This is a genomic window from Candidatus Sulfotelmatobacter sp., assembly GCA_035498555.1.
Classification (GTDB): domain Bacteria; phylum Eisenbacteria; class RBG-16-71-46; order RBG-16-71-46; family RBG-16-71-46; genus DATKAB01.
Window position 1 is genome coordinate 1 of record DATKAB010000075.1, and the last position, 6,465, is coordinate 6,465.

The 6,465-nt window shown below is 73.6% G+C and carries 8 protein-coding genes; 2 read left to right on the forward strand and 6 right to left on the reverse strand.

The genetic code is table 11. The features are described from left to right. The first annotated feature begins 431 nt into the window (after positions 1-431). Complete coding sequence (locus tag VMJ70_06680; protein HTO90802.1) at positions 432-1,616, forward strand: IS110 family transposase; 1,185 nt, start codon at positions 432-434, stop codon at positions 1,614-1,616. Positions 1,617-1,645: 29 nt separating this feature from the next. On the opposite strand, the gene VMJ70_06685 is transcribed toward VMJ70_06680, so the two are convergent. The 6 genes from VMJ70_06685 to VMJ70_06710 all read right to left on the reverse strand — a co-directional run bounded on the left by VMJ70_06685 (position 1,646) and on the right by VMJ70_06710 (position 5,875). Further along, positions 1,646-2,158, reverse strand: a complete 513-nt coding sequence (locus VMJ70_06685; protein HTO90803.1) for a hypothetical protein — start codon at positions 2,156-2,158, stop codon at positions 1,646-1,648. A gap of 104 nt (positions 2,159-2,262) precedes the next feature. Further along, positions 2,263-2,562, reverse strand: coding sequence for a V-type ATP synthase subunit F (locus VMJ70_06690; GenBank protein HTO90804.1), 300 nt, complete (start codon positions 2,560-2,562; stop codon positions 2,263-2,265). A gap of 13 nt (positions 2,563-2,575) precedes the next feature. Further along, complete coding sequence (locus tag VMJ70_06695) at positions 2,576-2,926, reverse strand: ATP synthase subunit C (GenBank protein ID HTO90805.1); 351 nt, start codon at positions 2,924-2,926, stop codon at positions 2,576-2,578. Next, positions 2,923-4,731: a hypothetical protein gene (locus tag VMJ70_06700; protein HTO90806.1), complete on the reverse strand. Its 1,809-nt coding sequence runs from the start codon at positions 4,729-4,731 to the stop codon at positions 2,923-2,925. Before VMJ70_06700 ends, VMJ70_06695 begins: the two co-directional genes overlap by 4 nt. Further along, positions 4,728-5,528, reverse strand: coding sequence for a hypothetical protein (locus VMJ70_06705; protein ID HTO90807.1), 801 nt, complete (start codon positions 5,526-5,528; stop codon positions 4,728-4,730). Before VMJ70_06705 ends, VMJ70_06700 begins: the two co-directional genes overlap by 4 nt. Beyond that, positions 5,525-5,875, reverse strand: coding sequence for a hypothetical protein (locus VMJ70_06710; protein HTO90808.1), 351 nt, complete (start codon positions 5,873-5,875; stop codon positions 5,525-5,527). Before VMJ70_06710 ends, VMJ70_06705 begins: the two co-directional genes overlap by 4 nt. 254 nt (positions 5,876-6,129) lie before the next feature. Between VMJ70_06710 and VMJ70_06715 the strand changes: the two genes are divergently transcribed. Beyond that, positions 6,130-6,432 (forward strand): hypothetical protein, encoded by a 303-nt coding sequence (locus VMJ70_06715; protein ID HTO90809.1) that lies wholly within the window; start codon positions 6,130-6,132, stop codon positions 6,430-6,432. Positions 6,433-6,465: the final 33 nt, after the last annotated feature.

A 6,465-nucleotide genomic window follows, 5' to 3' on the forward strand; every position in this document is an offset into this window, starting at 1 on the left:
CGTGAGTCCGCTCATGCCAGGCAGCCGCACGTCGAGCACCAGGCAGCCCGGCAGGTCCGGCCGCTCCGCCTGCATGAAGTCCTGGGCCGAGGAGAAAAGGCGCACGTCGTGGCCTACCGACCTGAGGAGAGTCTCGAGCGATCGGCGCATGGACTGATCGTCGTCGACGACGAAAACGACGGCCCGATCTGCGCTTGTATGTTGTCCACTCATCGGAGTTCTCCGGTGACAATGGACGTCGACGGAATCCGGGAGAGGGTCGCCGCAGCGCGCTCGAGGCGAGGTCCTCGGCAATGAGATTGGCGCCCTCGACCGGTGCTCAGGGCCCGGACGGTATCCCGAGGCCGGCGATGCCGAGTCCTCGCATGCACAAGCGCGGGCAGGAGCACCGGCTCCGAGGCTCCCGACTTCCTCTGTCGGCAGGAGGTCGTATGCGATTCGCAGGCGTGGACATCGCCTCCGAGACCCACGTGGTCGCGCTGGTCGATGAAGATGGAAGGGTGTTGGTCAAGCCCACCGCGTTCGCCGAGGATGCGGCCGGCTACGAGAAGCTCTTCGGGCAGCTCGGCGCGAGCGCCGAGCTGCTGGTGGCCATGGAGGCCACCGGCCACTACTGGAAGAACCTCTTCGCCGCCCTGGCCGCGCGCGGCTTCAGCGTCGCGCTGCTTAACCCGGTGCGCACCCATCGCTTCGCCGAGGAGGACCTGCAGCGCACCAAGACTGACGCGATCGACGCCCTGGGCATCGCGCGCTTCGCCGCCCAGAAACGCCCGGCTCCGACTCGGCTGCCCGATCCGGCCACCGAGGAGTTGCGCGAGCTGGTGCGCCTGCGCGAGCGGCTGCTGCAGGAGTTCGGCGATCGGGTCCGCCAGCTCCACCGCCTGGTCGATCTGGGCTTCCCCGAGTTCACCCGCTACGTCCGTAGCCTCGATAGCGAACTCGCGAGCGCCATCCTGCACGACTACCCCACCGCCGCCGCCTTCCGGGGCGTGTCGGCCAAGCGCTTGGCCGCGCTTCGCTACGACGGCCGACATCAGGTCGGCACCGAGCTCGCCGGCCTGCTCCTCGAGGCAGCCAAGCGCTCGGTCGGACACCATCACGGCGAGGCCTATCGCGTGCAGGTGCGATACGCCTGCGAGGATCTGGACACCCTGCGCCGGCGCCTGCGAAGCCTCGATCGCGACATCGCCGGCACCCTGGGCGCGCACGAAGTGGGCACACTGCTCACCACCATCGAGGGCATCGGCCCCAATACCGCCGCACGCCTGATCGCCGAACTCGGCGACCCTGCCGAATTCCGTGATCCCGGCGCGCTCGCCGCCTACGTCGGTGTCGTCCCAGCGCTCAGCCAGTCCGGCAAACGCAAGAGCACGCGCGCAGCCACCACGCCCATCGGCAACGCCCGCTTGCGCGCCGCACTCTGGATGCCCACCCTGACCGCCGTACGCAAGAACCCCTGGCTGCGCGCTCACTACCAGCGCCTGCTCGCTCGCGGCAAGCTGCCCAAGGTCGCCCTGGTGGCCTGCATGCACAAGCTGCTCTTGGCCGTCTATAGCGTCGCAAAGCATCGCCGGCCCTTCGTCGCCCAGCTGACTACCGCGCAGACCACACCATGAGCTCGCCGCTTGACGCAGAACACGGTATCTCATTGCGCGGGTTCCTCGTCCTGCTCGAGGTGGTGCAGCAGCCGTCCCTCGATCGCCTTGCGGTCTGCGGCGAGGCCGTCGAGCGTGGCGTCGAGCGTGTTGTGCCCGGCGCGCACGCGGAAGCCGGCGGCGATCGATGCGTCCTCCACGAAGCTCGCGGCCGGGCCGCCGCGGCCGGCGAGCCAGGCGGCGAGCTCGCGCATCTCGGCGTCGGCGGGCCCCGGCGCGTGCCGCACTTCCCACGGCTCGCGCGGCATCGACGCGAGCGCCCGCTCGAGGTGGCCCCGCAGCCAGCGCCCGCGTCGCTCCGGCTCGCGCCAGCGGTCGCGCAGCGCCGCGGGGAGGGACCGCCAGGCCGCGGCGATCATCCCCGCTTCGCGGCCCTGGTGCGCGAGCCGGCGGCGCGTATGCAGCTGCGCCTCGGCCGCGCCGACGGCGGCGGCGTAACGCTTGCGCTCCTCGGCGATCGCCTCGTGCACGCGCGCGCGGGCACGGCGCAGCGCCTCGCGCACGAGCGAGCGCGCGTCGGCGCGCGCGGCGCCGAGCAGTTCCGCGCACCTCGACTCGCGGTACCCGTCGACCAGCGCGAGGAGCGCGCGCGTCCGTTCGGCGGTGCTCACGCCTCGAGCCCCAGCTGGCGTCGCACGCGCGCGGCGGGATCGACGGGGGAGGGCCGGCCGTCGAGGTCCGGGATCACCAGCACGAGCGGCGCCTGCGCGGCGATCGCCGACTCGAGCCGGGCGAGCGGCAGCTTCAGCGCGGTGTCCAGCGCGACCAGCACGACGCGGGCCTCGGCGCGCGCCCGCTCGAACGCGGCGAGCTCCTCGCCCGCGGCCGGCACGTGCACGGCAACGCCGGCGAGGCGGTAGCCGCTCGCAGTCACGGCGTCGCCGACGAACGCGATCGGACCCGGCATGCGCGGCCCCGCCTCAACTCAGGCGGTTGAGGATGAGGATCGAGATGATCACGCCGTAAATCGCGATCCCCTCGGCCAGGCCGACGAAGATCAGCAGCCGCCCGAGCAGCTCGGGCTTCTCGGCCAGCGCGCCGACCGCGGCGGTGCCGAGGCGCCCCACCGCCACGCCGGCGCCGAGCGAGGAGAGGCCGGTGGCGAGCGCGGCGGCGACGAGTCCCCATCCGGCGGCGTCGCCGCCGATCCCCCGGGGGGGCGGCGCCTGCGCCAGCGCGGGGCCGACCCACACGAGCAGCGCGGTCGCCGCGAGGCTCAGGCAGGCGGCGACCGCCGTCATGCCCAGGGCGAGCTTGGTTCTCGGCATCATGGTTTCTCCTCTGCGGTGACCGGGGGAGGCGCGAGCGGGCGGAACTCGCGCCCCTCCGCCTGGAAGAAGCGGGCGAAGAACTCGAACAGCACGAGGCGCGTGGTCTGGATCGAGACCACCAGCCCCTCGAGCGCGAGGATGACGACGTTGCCGATCGCGAGCACCACGACGTAGCCGATGGCGCCTCCGGCGGCCTCGGCGAGCGCGACGACGGCCGACGAGAGACCCGCGTGCGCGAGCGCGAACGCGCCGACCCGCGCGAACGAGAGCGTGTTGATCAGGAGCTGCATCAGGCGCTCGGCGAGCTCGCCGAGCGCCTTGAGCGCGCCGATCGCGCCGCCTGCACGCGCATGCCCGAGCGCGAACAGCGCGGCGCCGGCGAGCGCGACGAGCGCCGACGCCTCGTGCAGGAACAGGCCGAGGATGCCGAAGTAGACCAGCACGAACCCGCCCTCGGTGGCGAGCCATTCGCCGAGCTCGCCGCGCCAGGCGGCCCCGAGCGCGCTGAGGAAGAAGCCGAGCGAGAGGAAGACCACGCCGCCGGCGAGCGGCACGGCGAGCACCACGAGCGGCCGCTCGAGCGGGTTCAGCCACAGCGGGTGGATCCAGTGCTCGACGCTGAACACGCTGCCGAAGGCGAGGCCGAACAGCGCGGCCGACAGGCCGGCCGGGATCAGCAGGCGCAGCACCGGCATGCGCTTGCGCAGCCAGAAGCCCGCCGCGACCAGCACCAGCCCCTGGCCGACGTCGCCGAACATGTAGCCGAACAGGAGCGGCACCGCGATCGCCAGCAGCATGCTCGGGTCGGCGCCGTGCTCGCCCGGCATGCCGAACAGGCGGCTGAACACCTCGAACGGGCGCGCCCACCACGGGTTGTGCAGGAGGAGCGGCGGATGCACGCCGCGCGGGGGCCGCGGAAAGCTCGCCAGGGCGCGCGCCTCGGAGGACTCGATCGCCGCGGCGAGTCGGTCGCGGTCGCTCGTCCAGCCGGTGATGCGCGAGAACACGTCGCCCCCCGCGATCGCGCCGACGTTCTCGAAGCACCACGTTGCGCGCACGACGTCGCCGAGCGTGGCGGCGAGCCCGTGTCGGGCGTTGAGCTGCGCGAGCGCGGCGCGCAGCGCCACTGCGTCCTGCGCGGCCGCCGCGCGACGCTCCGCGACGAGCGCCAGGTTCTCCTCGGCGCTCGGGCGCAGCCACTGCGGCACCGCCGAGCGACGGCCGCCCGCGGCCGTGACTTCCTGAGCGAGCGGCTCGATCGCCTCGGGCGTGCCGACTGCGAGCAGGTAGGTCTCGTCGCCGATCTCGACCGGGTGCAGCAGGAGGCTCGCCGGCAGCGCGAGCCTCGCCCCCGTCGGATACGCGAACACGCACGCCGCCAGGCGGGCCCCCGGTGCCCCGATCTCCGAGAAGTCGATCGGCGCGCTGCGCATGCGCTCCAGCACCTGCGCCACCGTGTCGAGCTGTGCGAGCTCGGTCTCGACCGCCTGCAGCCGCTCGATCCCCGGCTTCGCCTCGGCGGCCCAGGCGTGGATCCGGTCGATCGCCGCCGCCAGTGCGTCCGCCGGCGCGACGCGCGCGCTCGCGCGCAGGTGCGGCGCGGGCCAATAGGCGCGGTAGCGACGGGCGAGGTTGCCGTAGTCGCGGAGGAGGGGGTTGACCCGCGCGGTCGCGCCGGCGGCCGTCTCCGCGCGGCGCCACTCGATCTCGACCGCGCCCGTGCCCGCCAGCGCCTCGAGTGCAATGAACGCGTCGTCGCGCGCGACCAGGATCTCGAACCAGCGCGCCGGCTCCGGCCTGATCATGGGATCCGTCCGAACGCCGCGCGGGTCACGAGGTGCGCGCGCAGCCGCTCCAGTTCGAGCGCGACCAGCGCCAGGTAGGCGAACGCCGCGGCGGGGGCGAGCGCGTGACGCCGGAAGCGCCGCCGCAGCTCGCGCTCGAAGCCGTGGCGCAGGGCCCAGGCGTCTTCGGCGACCGGCTGCGCGGCGAATCGCGCGAGATGGGACTCGAACGCGGCGGCGAGCGCTTCGATCGGCGCCGTCTCCTCCTCGGCATCGCGGGGCCAGCGGCCGCGCCACTCTTCGTGCCAGGCGCGGCGCGCGATCGCCTCCGGGCCGCCGGCGTGCTTCGGCGCGCCTTCGGCGGCCTCGCTCTCGATGCGCGCGACGATGCCGGCCAGCGGGCCCGCGCGAAGGGCCGCGCGCCGCGCGTCGGGGTCGGGTTCGGCGTACGCCTGCAGCACGGGGTCGCGGCGCATCCAGGGCGGCGGCGGCTCGCCGCGCGCCAGGCGCGCGAGCGCCGGCAGGTCAACGAGGTGCCGGCACCAGCGCAGTGCGCGCTGCCACTGGGCCGGCATCCAGCCCGCGACCTCGTCGATCGCGCCGCGCAGCGACGCGCGCAGGGCGAGCTCGATGTCGTCGGCATCCGCGTCGTGCGCGATCGCCTCGGCCCAGCGCCGCAGCGGCGAGGTGCGGATCGTCTCGAGCAGGGCCGGGAAGCTCCGCGCGCTGCGAATCTGGTTCCAGAGCGGCTCGTCCCCGCGTGCACCGTACCGGGCCTGGAGGCGCGCCTGGGCGTATTCGAGGGGCATGCCGCTCACGACCGGGCCTCGCTGAGCTCGTCGGCCAGGCGTGCGACGGCGTCGTCCAGGCGCTGCCGGGCGGCTTCGTCCTGGACAGCCTGGGGATCGGCCGCGACACCGTGCGCTTCGATCGCGGCAAGGCGCGCGGCGAGCTTGTCAGCCATGCCGACCCGGATCGCGGCGATGCGCGCGGCGGCGCGCTCGGCGATGCGCCGCTCCGTGGCGCGGGCATCCGCGCGCAGCGCCTCGGCGCGGCGCGCGCACTCGGCCACCGCCGTTCGGGCGTCGCGCTCGGCGTCCAGCACGCGCGCGATCGCCGCCTCCACTTCCCGGCCGGCGCCGGGATCGTCGCTGGGACGCGCCACTTCCTCTTCTCTTTGTCGGCAAGGGCAGGGCGCGGGCACGCCCCCGCGCCTATTTTGCATTACAGCGGTGCGCCGCCCGCCGGGCTTGACGGGGGTCAAGCGGCCGCCGGAAGGACGCCCGGTTTCCGGCCGGCCCGGTCGCCGGCCCGTCAACGCCCGCGCGGGGACCGGCGTTTGAGGCCCAAGCGCGGCATTTCGCGCCCGGCGCGGATGGCCTAAAATCCCCACGCCTTCAACCCGATCCGGAGAACCTCATGATGCGCACGCTCATCGCAACCCTCGCCACGGCCGGCCTCGCGCTGGCGACCGGCGTCGCCCAGGCCCAGGTCGACGCGAAGAAAGCCGAAGCCACGGCGAAGGCGGCCGGCTGCCTGTCCTGCCACGCGGTGAGCTCGAAGAAGGTCGGACCGGCGTTCAAGGACATCGCCAAGAAGCAGGGCAAGGACGCCGCCAAGATCATGGCGGCGGTCAAGGCCGACAAGGATCACGTCGACGCGCTCAAGGACGTGAAAGAGGACGACCTGAAGCTGGTGACGAGCTGGATCGCCTCGATGTAACGCACGCGGTTACAAGGCGGACCCGAAAAGCCG

Bases quoted from the DNA above. Each gene is read 5' to 3' on its own strand.
- VMJ70_06690 (HTO90804.1), bottom strand. From the start codon at position 2,562: ATGCCGGGTCCGATCGCGTTCGTCGGCGACGCCGTGACTGCGAGCGGC.
- VMJ70_06700 (HTO90806.1), bottom strand. From the start codon at position 4,731: ATGATCAGGCCGGAGCCGGCGCGCTGGTTCGAGATCCTGGTCGCGCGC.
- VMJ70_06680 (HTO90802.1), top strand. From the start codon at position 432: ATGCGATTCGCAGGCGTGGACATCGCCTCCGAGACCCACGTGGTCGCG.
- VMJ70_06695 (HTO90805.1), bottom strand. From the start codon at position 2,926: ATGATGCCGAGAACCAAGCTCGCCCTGGGCATGACGGCGGTCGCCGCC.
- VMJ70_06715 (HTO90809.1), top strand. From the start codon at position 6,130: ATGATGCGCACGCTCATCGCAACCCTCGCCACGGCCGGCCTCGCGCTG.